Below are 21,092 nucleotides of genomic sequence, written 5' to 3' on the forward strand. Positions count from 1 at the left end.
AAATTAGGCGGATTGTTTTGGCTTAATACGTAAAATTTTAATGCCCAAGTAGGCATAAACCACCGCTAAAACAGGGTTAATTAAGTTAAAGAAAGCGTAGAGTGCATAATCAAAAGGATTTATTAGTAAAACGCTTTGCATATATGCGCCACACGTGTTCCATGGAATTAGTGGGCTGGTAATTGTACCGCCATCTTCCAATGTACGAGATAAGTTAACAGGCTTCAAACCACGTTTTTCATATTCATCTTTAAACATACGACCAGGTACAACAATTGCAATATATTGATCGGCCGCTATCACGTTAGTACCAATACACGTTGCTATTGTTGCCGCAATTAACGATCCCGTACTTTTAGCTATTTTAAGTATGCTTTTAACAAAAATATCCAAAAGGCCTGTTTTTTCCATAATGGCACCAAACATCAGTGCAGTCATAATAAGCCATGTGGTTGTAAGCATTCCAGACATACCGCCACCACTGAGTAGGGAGTCCATTTTGTCATCGCCTGTACTTATGCTAAAACCATCAAAAAACGTCGTCCAAACAAGCTTAAAATAGCCAACTAACTGCCCTTGAGAAACATCAATTTGACTAGCAATTAAATCAGATTGAAACAACATGGCCCAAACAGCGCCCACAACAGCACCGATAGAGATAGCAGGAAAGGCTGGCATTTTTTTAATCGCTAAAACTAAAAGTACAATTAGCGGGATTAGCATTTCAAAACCAATATTAAAGTTTTGCTGTAAAATAGCCGTTATTTCATCAATGCGCCCCGCTTCGCTTGAAGCAGTTGCGTTAAAGCCCATGAATATAAATATAATCAGCGCAATTACAAAACTTGGTACTGTCGTCCACAGCATATGTTGAATATGCTCAAATAAATCAGCGCCTACAACTGCTGGCGCTAAATTGGTTGTTTCAGACAGCGGGCTTAACTTATCACCAAAGTACGCGCCAGATATAACAGCGCCTGCTGTAACTGTTTGTTCAAGTCCAAGACCCGTTGCAACGCCTAATAAAGCAACACCTATCGTAGCGGCAGTAGTCCAAGAACTACCTATACTCATAGCTACAATGCCACAAATTAAACAACTCGCTGCATAAAACCAACTTGGGTTTATAACTTGCAAGCCATAATAAATTAAAGTTGGTACAGTTCCAGAAAGTAGCCAAGTGCCAATTAACGCACCTACCATAAGTAAAATTAGGATAGCGCCAAGTGAAAGCGTTATACCTTCGATCATAGCTTGTTCTAATTTTTTCCATGTATAACCGTTTTTAAGCCCAATTAAAGCCGCTGCAAAAGTAGCAAATAAAAGTGCAATTTGGTTAGGGCCTGATGAAGAGTTATCACCAAATAAGTAAACGGCAGCACCAAGTAAACAAATTAATACAGAGATAGGAATTAATGCATCAAAAAACGAGGCGGGCTTGATTGGTTTGTCATCCAATAGCTTCAAAGTAGAGACTCCTAGACACACTTACTGTGTGTTTAATTATTATTTTTAGCACGTAAAGCGCATTAATTGAGCATGATTGTTCTAGCTCAACTTTATGTAATCAAATATTATAACAATTTAGTAAATTTTAGGTAGTAAAAAAGGCGCTAATGCGCCTTTTTTATAGAGGTAAAACCAGTTGTTACTTCTTAGCTATACGACCATAATTAATATAATCTTGAGTAATTAATGCAGCTTCTTCCAAAAATGGGTCAAGCTCTTCAATTACTTCAGGTAAATCGTCTAAGTTTTCTACCGGATCTTTACCTAAACGCTTAAGACGCTCGTTAGTACGTACAAGTGCACGTGCTTCACCTTCATCTTTTTCTTTAATACGGTCTGCTTCAACTAAAGAGATAGTTTTACGGTCTTTCTCTTCGTTGTATAAGGTAATGTCATTAAATACATAACCAAATTCTGGTTCTGATTTAATTCGTACTTCGTGTTGTTTCTCAAGGTACGTAATAATAGGTGTTAAATTACCTAACTTTTTGTATTTTGCTTTAACAATGCTGTCCCAAGGGAGTGCATTATCTTGCTTACTTTCGCCCCACTCTGCAGGATCGATTGCTGATGGAAACGAAATATCAGGGATCACACCTTTATGTTGCGTACTACCACCGTTAATACGATAAAACTTAGCAATCGTATACTGTACGCTACCTAGCGCATTATCGTATAAATCGTAAGCGCGGCCTAAGCCTTTGTGCTGCTGTACTGTACCTTTACCAAAAGTTTGCTCGCCAATAATAACTGCACGACCGTAATCTTGCATAGCTGCTGCAAATATTTCAGAAGCAGAGGCACTGTAACGGTCAACTAAAACAGTTAAAGGACCATCGTAATAAGTTATACCATCGCGATCTTTTTGCTCTTCAATACGGTTATTTAAGGTATGAATTTGAACCACTGGACCTTGGTCAAAAAACAAACCAGACAGTTGTGTTGCTTCATATAAAGAACCACCACCATTTTGGCGTAAGTCGATAATAATACCATCAACTTTTTCTTCTTTAAGCTTAGCCAGCTCAACTTTTACATCTTTCGAAAGATTATTGTAAAAGCCTGGAATTTCAATCACGCCAACTTTACTTGTTAAATCAGAGTATTTTGCTTCAAATACTTCTGATTTAGCCGCTCTATCTTCAAGTCGAATTTTATCACGCGTGATTTCAACAACTTTAGGTGCGCCGTGAGCGTCAACACCTTTTAAATACTGTAGACGTACTTTAGTCCCTTTAGGACCTTTAATTAAATCAACTACGTCATCTAAACGCCAGCCAATTACGTCTACAAATTCTTCGCCATCTTGGGCAACACCAATAATGCGGTCATCAGCTTTAATTTGATCTGTTTTATCTGCAGGGCCTCCCGGCACTAAGCTGCGAATAACAGTGTAGTCTTCATCTGGGCTTAGTACGGCACCAATGCCCTCAAGCTCTAAGTCCATATCCATTTTGAATTGCTCTGCACGACGTGGCGATAAATAAGACGTATGCGCCTCAATACTACGTGCTAGCGAATTCATAACAATTTGAAAAGCATCTTCTGAATTAGATTGTACTAAACGTTTTTCTGCATTTTTATAGCGTTTGGTCAGCACTTCTTTAATGCCTTCCCAATCTTTACCCGTCATTTTTAAACGCAGTGCGTCGTACTTTACACGCTCACGCCAAATTTCATCAAGCTCAGCTTGTGACAAAGGCCATGCTGAATCTTCACGGTCAAAAAAGTATTCATCTTCTTTATCAAACGTCATTTCTTTTTCAAGTAAAGTAAGTGAATACTCGTAACGTTCAAAACGGCGTTTAAGACTTAAGTTAAAAATATCAAACGTAAAGTCTAATTTACCGGTAGTAATAGCGTTATCAAAGTCATCACGATATTGCTCAAAAGAAGCAATATCGCTGGCTAAGAAAACGCTTTTATTAAAATCAAGGGATTCGATATAACGATCGTACACTTTACTAGAAAGCTCATCGTTAAATCGAACCGGTGTATAGTGTGAACGAGCAAATAAGCTAGCCACTCGTTTGCTAGCAGTACCATGTTGACTCTCTTGCTTAAGCTGGGGTAAATCGTCAATTGTAACGGCTTCTACAGCAGCAAATAATGAACCTGAAAACAGGGCAGCAACTAACGGAATGAGCGTAAACTTTTTACTCATACACAACTCCTTAATTTATTTACAACTTAAACGATGTATAAGCTGTCAGCTTTGGTTTTAACTTGCATACCAGTCACTAATTCAACATGAACGTCATCTTTGTTCACTTCAGTGATTACTGCATTTACAAGTGCTTGGCCAAGTTTAACCTTAACCTTATTATTAACCTTGACCTCAGTTGCTGGTAAAGGTTCAATTTTTCCTGAACGTTTAACTGGCGCTGCTTTAGCAGGTTTGTTAGCTGCAGGTGCGTTTTTATCGCCTGCTTTGCTAGCATGAGCTGGTTTTTTCTTGAAAGATTTAGAATCAGAATCTTGGCGAGGACGCTGTTGTTTTTTGCGTTTTGCCATTTTAGCACGGCTTTCTTCCAATGCTTTTTGTGCATGGTCGATATGCTCTTGCTCAACTTTTTCACCTTGATTACCATCAAGATCAATACGAAACTCTGACTTTGTCACAGCTTCTAAATAACGCCAATTAGACGTGTATTTTCTAAGCGCTTGACGAACTTGAGTCTTACTTACTTTTTCAGACCCTTCAATACGCTCAGCAATATCTTTAAAAATACCTACTTTAAGCGGCTTGATGCCATCTTTTTGTTTAAAACATTGTGGGAATTCTTGATATAAAAATTCCAACACTTCATTAATATCTTTTAGCTTGTTTGTGGTTTCCATTTTAGAACCTATTTTTCACATCTTTTCATCAAGGGACGAATCGACGTAGTGTGTTACCCAGTCGACCAACTCTTCGAAATCGGCTTCTATTACAGCCATATCACCCCGAAGGTGTTCCCAAATACCATTAATTGTTTCATCAATAAATTCACATTCTGAATCATCTGGAAGACGATCCCATGCAATATGAATTAAATCATTGAGCGTTTCCGCTACATGCTCTTCTTCGCCTTCCCAGTCGCCAACATCTTGCACAGCAAATAGGTAGTCTTGAACATTTAGCAAATCTTTCATTACAGGCTCGCCTCTAAGCATTTCACTAATGCTTCAAGGCCAGCTTTATCATCAGCATCAAATCGGCCAATACTTGGACTATCAATGTCTAGTACTGCGAATACTTTACCATGTTTCATGATAGGTACAACCACTTCAGAGTTAGACGCTGCATCGCAGGCTATATGCCCGTCAAAAGCGTGAACATCTTCAATTAATTGTGTTTCAGCGGTTGCCGCAGCTGTTCCACATACCCCTTTCCCAACGGGAATACGGATGCATGCAGGATTACCTTGAAACGGACCAAGTACTAATTCAGTAGGAGAATCCATAAAGTAAAAGCCCGCCCAATTTACATCTTCTAAAGAGGTAAATAACAGCGCGCTTATGTTTGCCAAATTGGCAATTACATTAGATTCACCAGCTATCAGCGATTCAGTTTGCTTAACTAATGACTGGTAAAAATCGTGCTTTTGCATACCAAACTACTTCTTATTAAACATACAGTAGCTAAAGGTACTCTTTGTCGTGAAAAATTGGAACCTTTTGGAGGTAAAAAAAAGGAAATCACACCGTTTATCAGCGTGCTTGGTTAATAATGCTACGATTATTTTTTTACCGATTTGCGAAGACCAAATAAAAACAGTCCGGCTGCAAATGCTGACATAACACTATTAATCAAAAATATCTCGCCAGTTGAGGCACTTAATAAGTAACTAAATATAGCGCCACCTAATAAACCAAGCGTTAATACACCTGAATAATTAACTTTAGAATACTTAAACATTAGTAAATACCCTGGCACAACAAAGGCCGCCATCGTTAAGCCTACAATATGTGCATTTGAGATAGCAGTCATCAATAGTTGAAAAAATACGGATAAGAAATCACCCTGTAGCGTTAGTGCATAATACAATCCTAACAAGCTACCAATAATTACCGGGGACAATAATGAAAGCGCGACACTTTTTGCGAGTTGATGTTTCATCTAATAATCCTTAATACAGAGTATAAATTTTAATGTATTAAGCATGCACCAAGATCTAAAGCTTAGAAATAGAGACTATGGTCGTAATTTATGATTAAAAATAAACCTTATTGCAGTATGAGCCTATTAATAAATTAATAGGCTCATACGTTTGGGTCATACTTATCAAAGTGCTTATAACTGAGCTATTTTATTTGATAACTCAAAGTGGCGAGATGTTACTATTTCCTCTAGCACTGCCAATCTTTTGTTCAACATCGCTGTTTGTTCCTCTAATTTTGTTATCTTATTATTACTCAGTCCTTTAAATTTTGCTTGCGCTGCCATTATTGTAGTTTTATAGGTGAAATAACGTTTAGTAATAGTAAGAATCACAAAGGGTGAGCTAAATATAGTTATTACAATAAATAGTTCTAGCATGGTCGTTTCCCAATCAATTTAAGTTAGCTTGTTGCGTATAAAGGCCACTTTTAGTGCATTGAAATAATTTTGATAATGTAACTTCGCGCTGCTTTCCTCGTCGAATTAGCATCTCAACATACACAATACTTAACACAATGGCTGTTGCTTTAAACAAGTTACCTTGTAGATCACCTACTGCGCCACCCGACATACCAAATATTCCGTAAGCTGCATTCATAAAAATATGCATCCACATAGGAAACCAAATACGATAACCACATTCACAATATAGCCACGCAAACCATGTACCTGCTACAGTAGTGATCGCAACCGCCATCAATGCAGAAATCGCATCATTACCTTGATAAATATGACCCAGGCCAAATATTACTGAACTAATTAATGCCGCAGGCACAAAGCCCCATCTACAATATTTAAATAAAACACCAAACAATGCAGCCCTAAAAATTAGCTCTTCAAAAAAACCCGCATAAACTGAGCCGGTGATTATGGCTGGTATTGATAGGTTAAGTTCATCACTCAAAAATCCATAACCTATTGCCATAGGAGCACAACAAATAATTGCTGCGAGTGCATAGTTAATAAAACCAGAAGAATTAAGCCCTATAGATTCAAAAGGCTCACTTTGTTTAAACAAAATAATAGCCGCAATAACTAACGGTCCATATAAAAAAGTATATTTAGCGGGGGTAAATAAAATGCCAGTTAGATTATCAAGTTCAGACAACCAGCTAGACCAACCTTCTCCCCAAAACTGCCTCATTACATAGTGGCAAAATACAAATATAGAAATTATTACAAGTGCCTTGATAGCGTATTTCATATCTACTTTCCTCGTTAAGTTGTAAATTTCAACTTAATCTTGGCAATAGTAAAAATACAAAGCGACTTATTAGGTCTCAATTACAAGACGAGGTATAAAGCCCATGTTTTAGGGGGGATTAACATGTTTTTGGGATTAATGACAAAGCATCTTTTATTACTTTTACATAAGAACGAGACACCGGTATTTTAATATCAATTGTATGCAGCGATAATTGCAACCCTCCAGCATTACCACTGTAGTGCTGAATGTTTTGCAGGTTGACCGCATAAGAACGGTGGCATCGTAATATAATTGTATTTTCTGGAAGCTGCTTTAATAAACCGCTAAGAGATACACGTAATAGTTTACGTGAAGTTGAAGCTCCTTCCAGTATTGTTATTTCACAATAGTTGTCTGAAGATTTAATAAATAAAATATGGTGATGAGCCGTGTTAATTTCGTCGTTTTTATTATCGCCTTTAAGAGTAATTGTCTTTAATTCAACTTCTCTCAACTGCTCTTGATCGACGCTAACTGTACTTGGCTTAGTTAAATCTATTACATGCCTATTTACCACAAGTAAAAAAATAAGAGGAAATACACCAATACAAAAAATATACCCTACAAAAAGTAATTGATTCTGCCAATGCCAAGACCCAAGTACAGCAACCACAAAATACCCATGATTGAATAACGCAGTAATTAAAATATATGTGACAGGAATAATAATTAAACGGCTTAATTTACTTAGCTTAAACTTAAGTAACACTATTTCTATGAAACCTGACAATAGCAAAGCACAAAAGGTTACTAACCCATAGCCAAAAAGCCGCAGAAACTTGTAAGACTCGGTATCGCTTGAAGTGCCAAAAGGTTGAAATACAAAAAGTACAAAAAGCGCTATAAACGAAAACATGACGGCACGATATACAATTAACTTTCTCGAATCTAGATCATCTTTGAGCCACAACATCCTATTTTGCATACCTTTAATCCACCAATGTTTAAAAATAGCACACATTAATATGTGCATTCCAACTCATTTAAAATTTTTTGTGATGGTAGTTTTATTAAAAACAAAAAAAGGAAGAGAACATCAACGTTATTTAACAGCAGAAGGTGGTGTGTGAGCAATTCTATCTGCTTTTAAGATTTTACTAATGAGAGATAAAACATGTAATACCAATTCGCTTAATTAAGTGGTCTATTTTGAGGGCGGAAAAACGTGTTGATAGCTAGGCAAAAAATCCGCTATTAGTTGTTCTAAATGAGAATTTTTTAATGCAGGGAGCGACACGTTTAGCCCCGCAAAATGATTAAGTATTATTACGGATTGGTATAAGTGCACTGATTTTGTTCCAAACACAAAAAAGCCCGCTAAATTAGCGGGCTATTTTGTTATATGGTGGAGAGATAGGGATTTGAACCCTAGATGGGCTATAAACCCATGCCGGTTTTCAAGACCGGTGCATTCGACCACTCTGCCATCTCTCCGATACTGCTAAGTTAAAAGTAAGAGTGTACTAATAACTATTTAAATGAATGATACTTTAATTACCACACACTTATTAAATAAGTGGTGGAGAGATAGGGATTTGAACCCTAGATGGGCTATAAACCCATGCCGGTTTTCAAGACCGGTGCATTCGACCACTCTGCCATCTCTCCGCACGGCCTGCATAATAGGGAAACCCATCCCTTTTGTGAAGCTTTTTTTTAAATTAATTGTTTAAGTGCTTAAAAAACAATTAATTTGTCTAAAGTTAGAACAAAGTGTTTTTAATTTAGCCGTCAATACTCTTTTATTTAAATATTTAACTCTATTGATCTACAAAGGTTTGCCCAAACATATAAGAGTTGGTAATCTAATTTTAGTTAAATTATCGAAACACACACGTTTCACTTAAAGGAGCTCTACAATGGCGTTTAATCAATCGTACAATACCGCGAAACCGGTAATGTCTACCATTGAAACAAACAAGGTACTTAAAAACACCTACTTTTTACTAGCTATGACACTTGCATTTAGTGCAGTTACAGCCGGTATTTCAATGGCACTACAATTACCTTACTTTATGGGAATTGTGTTTACACTCGTTTCGTTCGGTTTATTATTTGTTGTAAATAAAAAAGCAGATACAGCATCTGGTGTATTTTGGGTGTTTGCTTTCACAGGTTTAATGGGCGCAGGCTTAGGTCCATTGCTTAACCATTATGCAGCATTACCTAATGGTCCGATGCTTATTATGCAAGCGTTGGGCTCTACGGCGCTAATCTTTTTTGGTTTATCTGCTTATGCACTAAATACTAAAAAAGACTTCTCATTCATGGGTGGCTTTTTAACTGTTGGCTTAATCGTTGTGATTGTAGCAAGCATCGTTAATATTTTTATTGGCAGTTCATTGATGTTTATGGTGCTTAATGCAGCAGTTGTACTGATCATGTCTGGCTTGATTTTATTCGATACAAGCCGAATCATTAATGGCGGCGAAACCAACTACATTCGCGCAACAGTGTCTTTATACCTAAGCGTATATAACTTATTTACGTCTTTACTTGCTCTACTTGGCGCAAGTGATGACTAATTAAATAGTTCTGTTAAAATAGCCCCTTAATTGGGGCTTTTTTATTGGAATTGTTTTGTCGCGCTTTGTTCTTTCATTACATACACCACCATCCGATCACGATACAACGCAAAGATTAGTTAAGTTTGCGAATGCATGTTTAGCCCAAGGGCACACCATTGATGCTATTTTTTTATACCAGCAAGGTATTTATCATGCATCTACCCACTTTGATTTATCCTCAGACGAACTTCAAATTTCAGCACTTTGGCAGCAACTCGCTGCTCAAAAACTAAATTTAATGCTGTGTGTTACCGCCGCTGAAAAACGCGGGTTAGATATTAAAAACACAGGTGTATTTGCAGTCGCAGGGTTAGCTGAATTTGCAATGCTTGCATCTGATGCAGATAAATGGGTGCAATTTAAATGATAAACGTATTAGTAATGAGTCAGTGCAGCCCATTTGACGATTTAAATATTCGTGATGCACTTGATATGACATTGATATTTGCTGCTGTTGATCAGAATGTGAGTTGGTTGTTTAGCGGCCCCGCCGTTTTAGCTTTAAAAAAGCATCAACAACCAAACAATATTGGCTTAAAAGATTTTTTTAAAAACATTAAAACACTCGAAATCTATGATGTTGAAAACATATACGTGTGTGAAAAATCATTGCTTGATTATGGTTTAAGTAAACATGATTTACTCATAGAGGCAAAAGCACTTAACTTTAGCCAACAACAAACATTAATTAAAGCGCAGCAGCATGTGGTGAACCTATGAGTACGTTACATATATTTTCAAAGCCGCTTAATTATTACTGCGCAAATCAGCTAGAGAATTTAATTTTATCAACCGATAATGTGCTACTTGTGGGTGATGCCTGCTTTGCAAAAAAACAATTTAGGCAATTTGCAGATACACTGTTAATGCTTGAGCAAGACGCGCAAGTACGTGCAATAAAATTAACAGATAACGATAAAGCAATTAGCTATGAAGACTTTGTAGCACTGACTTTATCAACTAATCAATCAATTACGTGGTAACTCATGCTTGAATTTAATAACCAACAGATTGAAACCGACAAACAAGGCTACTTGCTTGACCATACTTTATGGTCAAAGGAACTTGCACCTGTAATTGCTATCCAAGAAAACATTACACTTAGTGAACAACACTGGGAAGTCATTAACTTTGTTCGTGATTTTTACATTGAGTATAACACCAGCCCAGCCATTAGAATGCTTGTAAAAGCAATGGCTAAAGCACTCGGTGAAGACAAAGGAAATAGCCTTTATTTATATAAATTATTTCCTAAAGGCCCTGCTAAACAAGCAACAAAAATCGCCGGATTACCAAAACCAGCTAGGTGCATATAATGAGATCTAAATCAGGCAATAATCAAGTAACTGAATCCAAGCCAAAAAGAAGTACAGGGCGTACTTATTCACGCAGTGCACTTAACAAAACGCCTTCAGGTAAAAGAGAAATAAAGCCGCAAATAGCATCTAAAGACAGAAAAATTGTGTTGTTCAATAAACCATTTGATGTGCTATGCCAATTTACAGATGACGCAGACAGAAAAACTCTCGCTGAGTTTATCCCTATTAAAGAAGTTTACGCAGCAGGAAGATTAGACAGAGACAGTGAAGGTTTATTACTTTTAACAAACTGTGGAAAATTGCAAAACACCCTAACAGCACCTGATAAAAAAACGAATAAAACCTACTGGGCACAAGTTGAAGGTGAACCAACAAGCGAATCAATTAATGCTTTATGCAATGGCGTAGAACTTAAAGACGGGCTTACACTCCCCGCTAACGTTAAAATAATTGATGAACCTACAATTTGGACTCGTAATCCGCCTGTACGCGAGCGAAAAGCAATCCCTACCACTTGGCTAAGTATTACGATTAATGAAGGTAAAAACAGACAAGTTCGCCGAATGACCGCACATATTGGCCACCCTACACTTCGCCTTATTCGCTATAGCATTGGCAACTATACGTTGGATGATATTAATTGTGGTGAATACAAAGTAATTAAGGGCGTAGTTGATGCATAAACCGCATGTAACAGTTGCGGCAATAGTAAAAAAGCAAAATGAGTTTTTACTTGTAAAAGAGCGCGATAAATTCACTCATCAAATTTGCTACAATCAGCCCGCAGGTCTCTTAGAAAAAAATGAAACACTTGCACAAGCCGCAAGCAGAGAGCTACTTGAAGAAACAGGCTTAGCGCTTGAGCCAGTCGGCTTTTTGGGTGTGTATAATTTGCATGCCGAAAATGGAGTGCACTATTTACGATTCTGCTTTTTATTTGAAGCGCCTGATAATATAAAAGCGCCAACGCCAATAGATACCGACATTATCAGCGCTAACTGGTACACATTAGAGCAAATAAAATCACTACCGCTTAGAAGCCCTTTAGTATTGAAGTGTATTAACGACAGCCTGAATCGACCAGTATTAAGCCTAGAAACTATTTATAATTAGCTATATTGGGGAGTAGCTTAAATAAAATAATTAACTCTATTTTATTTACTCTGAGCTTAGAGCTATGCAGTTACGCCCTTGTTTTTTAGCATAATACAGGGCGTTATCAGCGGCTTTTACAAAGCTGATTTCATCACTATTTGTATAGTCACTGATGGTATTAATACCCATACTTATAGATAAAAATCCGGTAAAGCTATCCTGGTGTGCAATAGCTAAGTTTTCTACAGCTTTTTGTATTTGCTCAGCTATAAACAGCGCCCCTTGCCTATCGGTTTGAGGTAATAAAACAACAAATTCCTCTCCCCCATAGCGAGCAACAAAATCTTCTGGGCGACTAACCGTTGAAGCAATTGTTTGAGCCACATCATATAAACACGTATCGCCCGCTACATGCCCATACCGGTCATTAAATTGTTTAAAATGGTCAATATCGATAATAATCATCGATAGCATGCCTTCGCATTCTTTTGCTCGTTCGTACTCATGCGTTAGTTTTTCATCAAACCGACGCCTATTTGCAATCTTGGTTAATGCATCCAAAAAGGCCATATCCCTAAGTATATCCTCTGCTTCTAAACGCTCTGTAGCATCATTAAAAACAGCTAAAAACTCTTCGCCTATATCAATCCCTGAAATTTCCATCATCACTTGTGAACCATCACGACATGAAACTCGATAGTTATTTGCGGGTATATCGTTATTATTATTCAGCGCCTTTTCAAGTGAGTCTTGCCACAGTTCTTTTACAAGTGCTCTATATTGCGGATCTGGATACGCTTTTTCCCACCACGATTTAAGATTAGGTACATCCTCTACTGTATAACCAAAAACATCTACAAAGCGTTGATTAACTTTTAAAATATCACCCGTTTTGGCGCACACATTACATACCGGCATTGGCAAAACGGTAAATAATCTAGCGTAATGACTTATCTCATGCTTGCGCATAGGGTTGAGCGTACTTTGAGGTAAGTAACTCATTGGCATATCACTTTTTTCAATACTAAGCTTTTCGTCCATTTCTAAAGCAAAATACCATTCAAGCCACCAATGCTCTACACGCTCAAGCACCTTTAGCTCAATGTTCTTTTTAGCGGTTGAGCCCTTAATTAAGCTAAATAACTCATGTACATGATTTGGTTCTTGGAAAATGTGAGGGTTTTTGAGTTTTATTAACTCATAAAAAAGGTGATAGGCTGACTTTTTAAACTCTGTCGTTTTACTGGAGAGTAATTCACTATCCACAAAATCAGATTCGTTTGTGTAGTGTTCAACTAAAGAATTTATCTTGTTTATTTGATAGGCGTAATTCATATATTCATTCCATTGACTATATATCAAGCGACTTAAAGTGGTTTACATTCATATACTCACCACTATTTTTATTTTATTAAGTGTATATTTACTCTAGTAGTTTTAAAAGAAAATACTATTAATAAAACTCAATAACTACATGAATTATTCTATAGTCTTAATTTATTAGTAAAGATCACTTTAATATTACTAAAGTTACAGCCTGATAACGCGCTTAAGTCTAGTTTGCTATTTGTTATATAAATAAAATACTGACTAATTCCCCTCTTTGCGCCCTTAGTCTCTTTAAGCACAAACAAAATACATGCTATAATCGCGGCCTTTCCAAGTTAACAGCAATCTGTATAAGCGAAATTATTCATGAGCGAAAATAGTCACATTAAAGTCATTGTTGGCATGTCCGGCGGTGTTGATTCTTCTGTATCTGCATATTTATTACAACAACAGGGCTACCAAGTAGAAGGCCTGTTTATGAAGAACTGGGAAGAAGACGACAATGATGAGTACTGTGCTGCCGCTGATGACTTAAAAGATGCACAATCAGTGTGTGATAAGTTAGGCATTGAACTTCACACAGTAAACTTTGCAGCAGAATACTGGGACAACGTATTTGAGTACTTTTTAGCTGAGTACAAAGCAGGTCGTACACCTAACCCAGATATAATGTGTAACAAAGAAATTAAATTTAAAGCCTTTTTAGAATTTGCTGCTCAAGCACTCGGTGCTGACTTTATTGCAACGGGTCACTATGTTCGCCGTGAGCTTCGCGATGACAAATACGTAATGTGTCGCGGACTTGATAACAATAAAGATCAAAGCTACTTCTTATATACTCTAAGCCATGAACATATTGGCCAAACGTTATTCCCTGTAGGCGATATCGAAAAACCAGAAGTACGCCGCATAGCAGAAGAACAAGACCTAATCACTCACGATAAAAAAGACAGTACAGGTATCTGCTTTATTGGTGAGCGTAAATTTAAAGACTTTTTACAAAAGTTCTTACCAGCACAACCTGGCGTTATCGAAGACACAGACGGTAATGACGTAGGCGAACACGAAGGCTTAATGTACCACACACTTGGACAACGCAAAGGCTTGTTAATTGGTGGAATGAAAGAAGGTTCTGGTGAGCCTTGGTACGTAGTAGATAAAGACCTTGAGCGAAATGTACTTATTGTGGGCCAAGGTAAAGATCACCCTCGCCTATACAGCAACGGTCTTAACGCAAACCAACTTCACTGGGTAGACCGTATTGGCCCTAAAGGCACAACTCGCTGCACAGTAAAAACGCGTTACCGCCAAGAAGACTTAAGCTGTACCCTACTTGTAGGTGAAGACGGCATGGCCCGCGTATTGTTCGACGAGCCACAAAAAGCAGTGACGCCTGGTCAATCTGCCGTATTTTACGCAGAAGATATCTGTTTAGGTGGCGGTATTATTGATTCGGTGATTAAGTAATGAATGAACACCAAGTCATGGCGCTTGCCGCCATGTGCCAGGCTGCTAAACAAGTTCAAAAAATTGCCCAATATGGCAACAATAACGAACATGATTTAGAAATATTACTTTCAAGTATTATTCAAACATCTCCGGCATCGCCAGAAGATGTTTACCAAGGTACTGACAACTTACGTGATGGTTACAAAACATTAATGGCGCAGCTAACCGCAGGCGCTCAAAAAGATGTTGAAATTGTAAAGTACGTAGGTGGTTTAATGCAGCTTGAGCGAGCACTAAGTGCAAACGACAAAAGCTTAAACGAATTAGGTAAACGAATTGATGATATTCATCGTCGTTTAGACCACTTTGCTATTACCGATGAGAGCGTTGTTGCCGGTTTAGCAGATATATACTCGTCGGTGCTGAGCCCCCTTGGGCACCGAATACAGGTTTATGGCAAACCCGAGTTATTAAAACAGCAGCTCACTCAAAATAAAATCCGTGCGTTATTATTAGCCGGCATTAGAAGTGCAGTATTATGGCGACAAATGGGCGGTAAACGCCGTCACTTTTTCTTTGCAAAAAGAAAAATACTCGCCATTGCTAAAACAAAAATTTAACTATCGTTCAAACTAAAATTTAGGAGTTATTATGGAGCTTTCAGCGTTAACGGCTATCTCTCCAGTGGATGGTCGCTACGGCAGCAAAACCACTGAACTACGCAGTATTTTCAGCGAATTTGGCTTAATCAAATACCGCGTAATTGTTGAAGTGCGTTGGTTGCAAGCGTTAGCTGCAGCAAGCGATATTAAAGAAGTACCTGCATTTAGCGAAGAAGCTAATGCACTTCTAAACGCCATTGTAGATAACTTCAGTGAAGCTGATGCACAACGCGTTAAAGATATAGAACGCACTACAAATCACGATGTTAAAGCGGTTGAATACCTACTAAAAGAAAAAGTCGCCGATAACAGTGAGCTTCATGCAATAAACGAATTTATTCACTTTGCTTGTACTTCAGAAGATATTAACAATCTATCTCATGGTTTAATGCTAAGCGAAGCGCGTAAAAATGTTTTACTTCCTTATTGCGATGAACTTTTAAGCGCAATTAAAGCTAAAGCAATTGAATACAAAACAATCCCAATGATGACTCGTACGCACGGACAACCTGCTACACCATCAACTATGGGTAAAGAGTTTGCTAACGTATATATGCGTTTAAAACGTCAACGCGGGCAAATTGCACAAGTAGAGATGCTAGGTAAAGTTAACGGTGCTGTAGGTAACTACAACGCACACCTTAGCGCATACCCTGATTACGACTGGCATACACATGCAGATAAATTTGTATCAAGCTTAGGCTTAACACTAAACCCATTTACTACACAAATTGAACCGCATGACTATATTGCAGAATTATTTGACGCAATTGCACGTTTTAACACTATATTGTTAGATTTCGACCGTGACATGTGGGGTTACATTGCCCTTAATCACTTTAAGCAAAAAACAATTGCTGGCGAAATTGGCTCATCAACAATGCCACATAAAGTTAACCCAATTGATTTTGAAAACTCAGAAGGCAACTTAGGCTTAGCAAATGCTATTTTTGCTCATCTTGCACAAAAATTACCCGTTTCTCGCTGGCAGCGTGACCTTACTGATTCAACGGTATTACGTAACCTAGGTGTAGGTATGGGTTATGCAATTATTGCATACCAATCAACACTTAAAGGTGTAAGCAAGCTTGAAGTAAACGAGCAACGTTTAGCTGACGAGCTTGATCAAAACTGGGAATTGCTAGCCGAGCCGATTCAAACAGTTATGCGTAAATATGGTATTGAAAAGCCATACGAAAAACTTAAAGATTTAACACGCGGTAAACGTGTAAACAAAGAAATAATGGCTGACTTCATCGATGGTTTAGACCTTCCAGAGCACGCTAAAGTAGAAATGAAAAAACTAACACCTGCTAATTACATTGGTCGTGCTGTTGAGTTTATTGATGATTTAGTTTAAAAACTAAATTGCTCTTTTAAAAAGCGAAAGGATCATCCTTTCGCTTTTTTTGTTTTAACCCCATTGCACTAACTAGTAGGCATAATGTATGTATCAATTAAAAATAAATAATTTGTCTGAGCAAGAGTTTTTAAGCCATTTTTGGCAAAAAAAGCCGCTTTTAATCAAACAGGGTTTTGCTAATTTTCAAGACCCGCTTGATGCTAATGAACTTGCCGGCCTAGCAATGGAAGAAAGCATAGAGTCACGTATTATCACCAATCATAAAAATGACTGGCAAACGCACCAAGGTCCATTTGAAGACTTTGAGCAGTTAACAGACGATCATTCTACATTGCTCGTGCAAGCAGTTGATCACTGGCATAGCGAAGCTGCACAACTACTAGAGCCATTTAGGTTTATTCCAAACTGGCGCATAGATGATTTAATGATCAGCTATTCAACGCCTAATGGTGGTGTTGGCCCACATTTAGACCAATATGACGTATTTATTATTCAAGGCGAAGGTAAACGTCATTGGCGTGTAGGCCTGCCCGATCCAACACTTAAACAGTTTGCTCAAAACAAAAAGTTACTGCAAGTTGAACCTTTTGAAGCCGTAATTGATTGCATATTAGAACCAGGCGATATTTTGTATATTCCACCAGGGTGCCCTCACGAAGGTTACGCTGTAGAAAACGCACTAAATTATTCAGTTGGTTTTAGGGCGCCAAATCAACAAGATTTATTGTCGAGCTTTGCCGATCATATTATTGATACCGAAAGCGGACAAAAACGTTATACCGATCACAACATCACACTAAGAAAATCAAAAGGTGAACTTACAAACCTTGAAGTTGATAAAGTTAAAACACTGATGGCGGCACTTTTAGAAAATGACGATTTATTTAAACAATGGTTAGGCTCAACGCTTAGTCAGCCCAAGCATGAAATGGATTTAGCACCAGTAGAACCTCCATTTACACCTGAGCAAATAAGCGATGATTTAAGTGATGAAGAAGCTGTGTTTGAGCGTTTAGGTGGCACGCGTGCTATTTATCAGCAGCTCGATACCGAAGTGTTATTAAGTGTAAACGGTGAAAATTACGCTATGCCATTAACTGACTTAGCGGCGGTAAAACTACTTACCGATAATACTGAATTTGAAAGTTCAGCATTAAATTTAACAAACCCAAGTTTAGTTTTTACTCAAACTTTTACTACACTTGTTAATGAGGGGCTTTGGTTTAATATAGACCAAGAGTAATAATACCAATTTTATTAATAATGGTGAGCATTTTGCAGCGTAAAATATTATGTATACAGGTTAGTTAAAAATTTTAATTTTCACCTGATATTGGCTTAAATAATTTTGCTGTGATTGCTTACTCATTTTAATTGGCTATCAATAGGAGTTTGCAATGGGCTATCTGGTTGATAAGGTTGAATGGGATATAAAAAAAGATATGCTACAAAAAATTCGAGAGCGAGTTTTTGTTTACGAGTTACATATCCCCAAGCACATCGAATTTGATAGCCTAGATAAAATTGCATTACATGTACTTGTTACAGACGATGCAAACTGCCCTATTGCAACAGGTCGGCTGTGTACAGATGGCTTAATCGGCAGAATAGCGGTATTACCCGAGCACCGTAATCGCAAAGTATATAAATCGCTTCTTAACTTTATTGTTGAATTAGCTTCCAACCAAGGTATAGAAGAAGTAAGCATTAATTGTATTTTAAATGAGGTAGAGCGTTTTAAGCGAAATGGCTTTATTCAGCAAGGAAATGTTTTTATGGAGGCGGGAATTCCTAGGCAACGTATGCAATGCTCTGTTTCGGCGTTTAATACAACCCCCTTCACACTTGTCCATTAGATAAAGAAAAGGGCAATAAATAAGCTATCACCCTCTACATTGTTACTTAACCCAAACTGTAGTTACTTTGGTTCATTTGCCCACAGCGGTTCATTATCATACATTTCGTACAAGCCATGTGCTCTATTTATAAGTAAGTTAGCAAAATCTACCTGCGTTTTATCACGCGCGCCTGTACTCATAATTTGATCCGCTTTTAATTGCCACTGCAAAGAAAAATAACGCATTGCATCGCGAGCATCTGTAGCTGCACTTACTTCAGCATGATCTGTAGGTAAGCGCCCTGTTACTACCCAATATGTTTTACCGTTTTGGGCTTTAAATTTCCACATTGCACAAAGTGGTGCTAAAAATCGGCTGTCTTTATCAACTACTGATTTTGGCATAATGCCCTTTTCGGCTAAATGTTTTTGCGCTGCTTGAAAACATTCGCGTTGCCACTGCATTCTTTGCTCATCAGTTATAACTTGCTCTTTTGCTGTTAACGGCTTTTTTTCTTGTTGTTGCATTTTTAATAACCTTTTACTTCTTTTTTAACACTCTAAGGGCTTAGTAAATAAGGTGCAAGTATAAAAAGGTCGTTTGCACCTTAAAGCGCTCTGTTTGCTGTGTTTTTAGCCAAACTATTATTTTATATTGTGATCAAACGAACCTACATCACCCGGAAAAACTACTGGAGACTCAATACCGTCTTTACTAACAGAGGCTACACCAAAGTAATAATTATCAATCACTACGTTTTTAAGTGTGTACTGTGAAACCTTACCAACGTATTTACTAAACTGCCATTGCGGCTCGCTCGTGTAACGCCAATAAATTTTATAGCCAGCAATATTTTCATCACTGCTTTGTTGCCATGAAAACGACGTATCAGCTGTAACAGCGCCCTTTATTTTAACTTCTTTTGGCGGTGCGGGTGCCCACGCCATAGACGCCATCGTTACCGCATTAAGTGAAGTTAACTTAGCCGTATAATCAAAATCAACACCTTCAATGGTATCACCATACTCAACACCATTTTCAGTGCGTAAATCTTGATGCTGACGATCGTAGTGCTCGTTAGTTTCCATAATACGCACTGCTGCAAAACCTGCATCATTAAATGGGCGATGATGCCCACCACGACCAAATCTATCTAATCGATATACAAGCATTGTATCTAAATTAGGAATGTATCTGTCAGCAATAGTATCTATGTAGCGAGCTAAATTACGACTCGCAGAATCAACTTCACCACCTGTAAAGCGCCGAGTATTAGCTTGCTCTTTTGTTTCTACAACACGGGTACCTTCTGAAAATATACGTGCAGTCGTGTTATTAGTTACCCCATTAATACCGGTAATATTGCCAATCATATCGTTGTTTAAAACGCCATGAACTTGCCAGTTATGCTTTTGTGCATAAGCCGTTAATATTTTACCGCCAAACAAACCTTGCTCTTCGCCCGAAAGCGCCGCGTAAACTACCGAACCATTAAATTTGTATTTACTTAAAACACGAGCTGCTTCTATTACTCCTGCCACGCCCGATGCATTATCGTTAGCACCCGGTGAATCACTCGTAAAGTCCATAACATCACTTACACGTGAATCTATATCACCCGACATCATCACCATCCGATTCGGCTCGCTCGACCCACGTTGAATAGCCACTATGTTAACCACTTCAACAGGATTAGGAATGCGTTTTTCGCCCGATATAGTGTCCTTTACTTCAATAATTTCCAGACAACCACCACACTGCACAGATATTTTTTCAAATTCTTTTTTTATCCAACGCCTAGCCGCACCAATACCTCGCGTATCCGATTTAGTCTCTGAAAGCGTATGGCGAGTACCAAAATCCACCAGCGTTTGAATGTCACTACCGATACGGGTAGCCGACACTTCACTTGCTATATCGTGTAACTTTTGTTGGTCGGTATATTGTAATTGCGTTTCACCATGTGCTGATAATGCAAGTGAGCAAGCGCCTGCAATTGCAGTAAATTTGAGTAACGTTGTTGTGATTTTTAAAGGTGTTTTAAGCATCTATTAGCTCCTAATTATTATGGTGTAACCATTACTTAACTAAGATTTTATGGCAATACATTTGAGGTAGATGTAGAAAGGAGCACGCTAAAGCGCAGTTATAGTAATACTTAGAGAGTTAATTGAGTCGTACAATCAACATAATACCGGTCATAGGAATTAACCCAAACATCCACAGCTTTATTCCTAAAATATATTTTTTAAAGCTCCCTTTATTTATACAAGATCTAACTCTACTTCTATAACCGTTAAAATCACCCAAAATTAAAAACACAATTCCAATTACGATTGCGTAAAATAGAGCACCAATAAGTAAAGGGTTTTGCTTAAAAGTACTGATTATTTTATCTAAGTAGTGAATGTCAAACGTCATAGCTAAAAGAAAACTATATACAGTAGATATCATAGCTAACAATGCTGCAGCATTTATGGCCGTATTTTTATTTCTTGAGTCTAATTTTTTCATCCACTGAGCACACACAAAATGAACAGCGCAAATAAATGTTCTCATTTTCAATCCTTG

25 protein-coding genes and 2 tRNA genes are annotated in these 21,092 nt (G+C 37.8%); 12 read left to right on the forward strand and 15 right to left on the reverse strand.

The genetic code is table 11. The features are described 5' to 3' along the window. Positions 1 to 3: 3 nt before the first annotated feature. From nhaC to I6F66_RS11690, 11 genes are all read right to left on the reverse strand, one after another. Positions 4 to 1,467, reverse strand: a complete 1,464-nt coding sequence (gene nhaC, locus I6F66_RS11640) for a Na+/H+ antiporter NhaC (protein ID WP_007586912.1) — start codon at positions 1,465 to 1,467, stop codon at positions 4 to 6. A gap of 181 nt (positions 1,468 to 1,648) precedes the next feature. Continuing rightward, a complete protein-coding gene (gene prc / locus I6F66_RS11645) occupies positions 1,649 to 3,673 on the reverse strand; it encodes a carboxy terminal-processing peptidase (RefSeq protein WP_197140571.1) in 2,025 nt (674 codons plus the stop codon). A gap of 26 nt (positions 3,674 to 3,699) precedes the next feature. After that, positions 3,700 to 4,350: an RNA chaperone ProQ gene (gene proQ / locus I6F66_RS11650; RefSeq protein ID WP_007586916.1), complete on the reverse strand. Its 651-nt coding sequence runs from the start codon at positions 4,348 to 4,350 to the stop codon at positions 3,700 to 3,702. Positions 4,351 to 4,365: 15 nt separating this feature from the next. After that, on the reverse strand, positions 4,366 to 4,644 hold the full coding sequence (locus tag I6F66_RS11655) for a hypothetical protein (RefSeq protein ID WP_002961910.1): 279 nt from the start codon (positions 4,642 to 4,644) through the stop codon (positions 4,366 to 4,368). Further along, on the reverse strand, positions 4,644 to 5,102 hold the full coding sequence (locus tag I6F66_RS11660) for a GAF domain-containing protein (protein ID WP_007586917.1): 459 nt from the start codon (positions 5,100 to 5,102) through the stop codon (positions 4,644 to 4,646). Before I6F66_RS11660 ends, I6F66_RS11655 begins: the two co-directional genes overlap by 1 nt. Before the next feature lie 128 nt (positions 5,103 to 5,230). Continuing rightward, positions 5,231 to 5,611: a hypothetical protein gene (locus I6F66_RS11665; protein WP_007586920.1), complete on the reverse strand. Its 381-nt coding sequence runs from the start codon at positions 5,609 to 5,611 to the stop codon at positions 5,231 to 5,233. A 174-nt stretch (positions 5,612 to 5,785) separates the two neighbouring features. Continuing rightward, a complete protein-coding gene (locus I6F66_RS11670; RefSeq protein WP_165727867.1) occupies positions 5,786 to 6,031 on the reverse strand; it encodes a hypothetical protein in 246 nt (81 codons plus the stop codon). A 13-nt stretch (positions 6,032 to 6,044) separates the two neighbouring features. Then, positions 6,045 to 6,857, reverse strand: a complete 813-nt coding sequence (locus I6F66_RS11675) for a CPBP family intramembrane glutamic endopeptidase (RefSeq protein ID WP_007586924.1) — start codon at positions 6,855 to 6,857, stop codon at positions 6,045 to 6,047. Between the two features lie 118 nt (positions 6,858 to 6,975). Further along, the gene (locus I6F66_RS11680) at positions 6,976 to 7,872 is read right to left on the reverse strand and encodes a LytTR family DNA-binding domain-containing protein (protein WP_231611869.1); all 897 of its coding nucleotides are present in this window, start codon (positions 7,870 to 7,872) and stop codon (positions 6,976 to 6,978) included. 370 nt (positions 7,873 to 8,242) lie between these two features. Continuing rightward, positions 8,243 to 8,333 (reverse strand) — tRNA-Ser (locus I6F66_RS11685). Positions 8,334 to 8,416: 83 nt separating this feature from the next. Continuing rightward, positions 8,417 to 8,507 (reverse strand) — tRNA-Ser (locus I6F66_RS11690). 251 nt (positions 8,508 to 8,758) lie between these two features. Here I6F66_RS11690 and I6F66_RS11695 point away from each other — a divergent pair. From I6F66_RS11695 to I6F66_RS11725, 7 genes are read left to right on the forward strand one after another with little or no spacing between them, the layout of a single operon-like run. Next, positions 8,759 to 9,424: a Bax inhibitor-1/YccA family protein gene (locus I6F66_RS11695; RefSeq protein ID WP_008133668.1), complete on the forward strand. Its 666-nt coding sequence runs from the start codon at positions 8,759 to 8,761 to the stop codon at positions 9,422 to 9,424. Positions 9,425 to 9,479: 55 nt separating this feature from the next. Beyond that, the gene (tusD, locus tag I6F66_RS11700) at positions 9,480 to 9,833 is read left to right on the forward strand and encodes a sulfurtransferase complex subunit TusD (RefSeq protein WP_197209304.1); all 354 of its coding nucleotides are present in this window, start codon (positions 9,480 to 9,482) and stop codon (positions 9,831 to 9,833) included. Further along, positions 9,830 to 10,186 carry a sulfurtransferase complex subunit TusC gene (gene tusC, locus I6F66_RS11705; protein WP_138585952.1) on the forward strand — a complete coding sequence of 119 codons (357 nt, stop codon included), beginning with the start codon at positions 9,830 to 9,832 and terminating at the stop codon, positions 10,184 to 10,186. Before tusD ends, tusC begins: the two co-directional genes overlap by 4 nt. After that, entirely contained in the window at positions 10,183 to 10,449 is a 267-nt protein-coding gene (locus I6F66_RS11710; protein WP_166419422.1) for a DsrH/TusB family sulfur metabolism protein, read from the forward strand. Before tusC ends, I6F66_RS11710 begins: the two co-directional genes overlap by 4 nt. Before the next feature lie 3 nt (positions 10,450 to 10,452). Further along, complete coding sequence (locus tag I6F66_RS11715; RefSeq protein WP_165727864.1) at positions 10,453 to 10,782, forward strand: TusE/DsrC/DsvC family sulfur relay protein; 330 nt, start codon at positions 10,453 to 10,455, stop codon at positions 10,780 to 10,782. Then, positions 10,782 to 11,468, forward strand: coding sequence for a pseudouridine synthase (locus tag I6F66_RS11720; RefSeq protein ID WP_166376829.1), 687 nt, complete (start codon positions 10,782 to 10,784; stop codon positions 11,466 to 11,468). Before I6F66_RS11715 ends, I6F66_RS11720 begins: the two co-directional genes overlap by 1 nt. After that, positions 11,461 to 11,898, forward strand: a complete 438-nt coding sequence (locus I6F66_RS11725; protein WP_197209305.1) for an NUDIX domain-containing protein — start codon at positions 11,461 to 11,463, stop codon at positions 11,896 to 11,898. Before I6F66_RS11720 ends, I6F66_RS11725 begins: the two co-directional genes overlap by 8 nt. 45 nt (positions 11,899 to 11,943) lie before the next feature. On the opposite strand, the gene I6F66_RS11730 is transcribed toward I6F66_RS11725, so the two are convergent. Then, the gene (locus I6F66_RS11730) at positions 11,944 to 13,215 is read right to left on the reverse strand and encodes a sensor domain-containing diguanylate cyclase (protein WP_197209306.1); all 1,272 of its coding nucleotides are present in this window, start codon (positions 13,213 to 13,215) and stop codon (positions 11,944 to 11,946) included. Positions 13,216 to 13,575: 360 nt separating this feature from the next. Between I6F66_RS11730 and mnmA the strand changes: the two genes are divergently transcribed. The 5 genes from mnmA (at position 13,576) to I6F66_RS11755 (ending at position 18,539) form a co-directional block, all read left to right on the forward strand. Then, positions 13,576 to 14,676, forward strand: a complete 1,101-nt coding sequence (gene mnmA, locus I6F66_RS11735) for a tRNA 2-thiouridine(34) synthase MnmA (RefSeq protein ID WP_166376828.1) — start codon at positions 13,576 to 13,578, stop codon at positions 14,674 to 14,676. Beyond that, complete coding sequence (gene hflD, locus I6F66_RS11740) at positions 14,676 to 15,278, forward strand: high frequency lysogenization protein HflD (RefSeq protein WP_024589171.1); 603 nt, start codon at positions 14,676 to 14,678, stop codon at positions 15,276 to 15,278. Before mnmA ends, hflD begins: the two co-directional genes overlap by 1 nt. A gap of 31 nt (positions 15,279 to 15,309) precedes the next feature. After that, positions 15,310 to 16,680, forward strand: a complete 1,371-nt coding sequence (gene purB / locus I6F66_RS11745; protein ID WP_024589170.1) for an adenylosuccinate lyase — start codon at positions 15,310 to 15,312, stop codon at positions 16,678 to 16,680. A gap of 88 nt (positions 16,681 to 16,768) precedes the next feature. Continuing rightward, positions 16,769 to 17,926 carry a cupin domain-containing protein gene (locus tag I6F66_RS11750; RefSeq protein WP_166376827.1) on the forward strand — a complete coding sequence of 386 codons (1,158 nt, stop codon included), beginning with the start codon at positions 16,769 to 16,771 and terminating at the stop codon, positions 17,924 to 17,926. Positions 17,927 to 18,080: 154 nt separating this feature from the next. Next, the gene (locus I6F66_RS11755) at positions 18,081 to 18,539 is read left to right on the forward strand and encodes a GNAT family N-acetyltransferase (protein WP_010552647.1); all 459 of its coding nucleotides are present in this window, start codon (positions 18,081 to 18,083) and stop codon (positions 18,537 to 18,539) included. A gap of 62 nt (positions 18,540 to 18,601) precedes the next feature. Here I6F66_RS11755 and I6F66_RS11760 read toward each other — a convergent pair whose 3' ends face one another. The 3 genes from I6F66_RS11760 to I6F66_RS11770 all read right to left on the reverse strand — a co-directional run bounded on the left by I6F66_RS11760 (position 18,602) and on the right by I6F66_RS11770 (position 21,080). Further along, a complete protein-coding gene (locus I6F66_RS11760) occupies positions 18,602 to 19,048 on the reverse strand; it encodes a DUF4826 family protein (RefSeq protein WP_007580192.1) in 447 nt (148 codons plus the stop codon). Between the two features lie 117 nt (positions 19,049 to 19,165). Next, a complete protein-coding gene (locus I6F66_RS11765; RefSeq protein ID WP_197119325.1) occupies positions 19,166 to 20,569 on the reverse strand; it encodes a M28 family peptidase in 1,404 nt (467 codons plus the stop codon). A gap of 118 nt (positions 20,570 to 20,687) precedes the next feature. Beyond that, positions 20,688 to 21,080, reverse strand: a complete 393-nt coding sequence (locus I6F66_RS11770; protein WP_024589167.1) for a hypothetical protein — start codon at positions 21,078 to 21,080, stop codon at positions 20,688 to 20,690. Between the last annotated feature and the right edge of the window lie 12 nt (positions 21,081 to 21,092).

The organism is Pseudoalteromonas sp. NZS100_1 (assembly GCF_015864285.1).
Classification (GTDB): domain Bacteria; phylum Pseudomonadota; class Gammaproteobacteria; order Enterobacterales; family Alteromonadaceae; genus Pseudoalteromonas; species Pseudoalteromonas arctica.

Bases quoted from the DNA above. Each gene is read 5' to 3' on its own strand.
- prc (WP_197140571.1), bottom strand. From the start codon at position 3,673: ATGAGTAAAAAGTTTACGCTCATTCCGTTAGTTGCTGCCCTGTTTTCA.
- proQ (WP_007586916.1), bottom strand. From the start codon at position 4,350: ATGGAAACCACAAACAAGCTAAAAGATATTAATGAAGTGTTGGAATTT.
- I6F66_RS11655 (WP_002961910.1), bottom strand. From the start codon at position 4,644: ATGAAAGATTTGCTAAATGTTCAAGACTACCTATTTGCTGTGCAAGAT.
- I6F66_RS11660 (WP_007586917.1), bottom strand. From the start codon at position 5,102: ATGCAAAAGCACGATTTTTACCAGTCATTAGTTAAGCAAACTGAATCG.
- I6F66_RS11665 (WP_007586920.1), bottom strand. From the start codon at position 5,611: ATGAAACATCAACTCGCAAAAAGTGTCGCGCTTTCATTATTGTCCCCG.
- I6F66_RS11670 (WP_165727867.1), bottom strand. From the start codon at position 6,031: ATGCTAGAACTATTTATTGTAATAACTATATTTAGCTCACCCTTTGTG.
- I6F66_RS11675 (WP_007586924.1), bottom strand. From the start codon at position 6,857: ATGAAATACGCTATCAAGGCACTTGTAATAATTTCTATATTTGTATTT.
- I6F66_RS11680 (WP_231611869.1), bottom strand. From the start codon at position 7,872: ATGCACATATTAATGTGTGCTATTTTTAAACATTGGTGGATTAAAGGT.
- I6F66_RS11695 (WP_008133668.1), top strand. From the start codon at position 8,759: ATGGCGTTTAATCAATCGTACAATACCGCGAAACCGGTAATGTCTACC.
- tusC (WP_138585952.1), top strand. From the start codon at position 9,830: ATGATAAACGTATTAGTAATGAGTCAGTGCAGCCCATTTGACGATTTA.
- I6F66_RS11710 (WP_166419422.1), top strand. From the start codon at position 10,183: ATGAGTACGTTACATATATTTTCAAAGCCGCTTAATTATTACTGCGCA.
- I6F66_RS11715 (WP_165727864.1), top strand. From the start codon at position 10,453: ATGCTTGAATTTAATAACCAACAGATTGAAACCGACAAACAAGGCTAC.
- I6F66_RS11720 (WP_166376829.1), top strand. From the start codon at position 10,782: ATGAGATCTAAATCAGGCAATAATCAAGTAACTGAATCCAAGCCAAAA.
- I6F66_RS11725 (WP_197209305.1), top strand. From the start codon at position 11,461: ATGCATAAACCGCATGTAACAGTTGCGGCAATAGTAAAAAAGCAAAAT.
- I6F66_RS11730 (WP_197209306.1), bottom strand. From the start codon at position 13,215: ATGAATTACGCCTATCAAATAAACAAGATAAATTCTTTAGTTGAACAC.
- mnmA (WP_166376828.1), top strand. From the start codon at position 13,576: ATGAGCGAAAATAGTCACATTAAAGTCATTGTTGGCATGTCCGGCGGT.
- hflD (WP_024589171.1), top strand. From the start codon at position 14,676: ATGAATGAACACCAAGTCATGGCGCTTGCCGCCATGTGCCAGGCTGCT.
- purB (WP_024589170.1), top strand. From the start codon at position 15,310: ATGGAGCTTTCAGCGTTAACGGCTATCTCTCCAGTGGATGGTCGCTAC.
- I6F66_RS11750 (WP_166376827.1), top strand. From the start codon at position 16,769: ATGTATCAATTAAAAATAAATAATTTGTCTGAGCAAGAGTTTTTAAGC.
- I6F66_RS11755 (WP_010552647.1), top strand. From the start codon at position 18,081: ATGGGCTATCTGGTTGATAAGGTTGAATGGGATATAAAAAAAGATATG.
- I6F66_RS11760 (WP_007580192.1), bottom strand. From the start codon at position 19,048: ATGCAACAACAAGAAAAAAAGCCGTTAACAGCAAAAGAGCAAGTTATA.
- I6F66_RS11765 (WP_197119325.1), bottom strand. From the start codon at position 20,569: ATGCTTAAAACACCTTTAAAAATCACAACAACGTTACTCAAATTTACT.
- I6F66_RS11770 (WP_024589167.1), bottom strand. From the start codon at position 21,080: ATGAGAACATTTATTTGCGCTGTTCATTTTGTGTGTGCTCAGTGGATG.